A 244-nucleotide genomic window follows, 5' to 3' on the forward strand; every position below is an offset into this window, starting at 1 on the left:
CAGAAGGACATGCCGATCGGCATGATGGCCTCGCTGGCGATCTGCACCGTGCTGTACATCGCCATGGCCGCGGTGATGACGGGCCTGGCGCCCTACTACACCCTGGGCACCGACGAGCCGGTGGTGACCGCGATCGCTGCGCACCCGGCGCTGAACTGGCTGCGCGTGGTGGTCGAAGTCGGCGCCCTGGTCGGGCTGTCGTCGGTGGTGCTGGTGATGATCATCGGCCAGCCGCGCATCTTCA

1 protein-coding gene is annotated in these 244 nt (G+C 67.6%); it reads left to right on the forward strand.

Features of this window, described 5'->3' with window-relative positions; genetic code table 11:
- Window positions 1-244 (forward strand): amino acid permease (locus HKX41_12955; GenBank protein ID NNC25043.1); only part of this gene is annotated, 244 nt, incomplete at both ends.

Source organism: Salifodinibacter halophilus (assembly GCA_012999515.1).
Classification (GTDB): Bacteria; Pseudomonadota; Gammaproteobacteria; order Nevskiales; family Salinisphaeraceae; genus Salifodinibacter; species Salifodinibacter halophilus.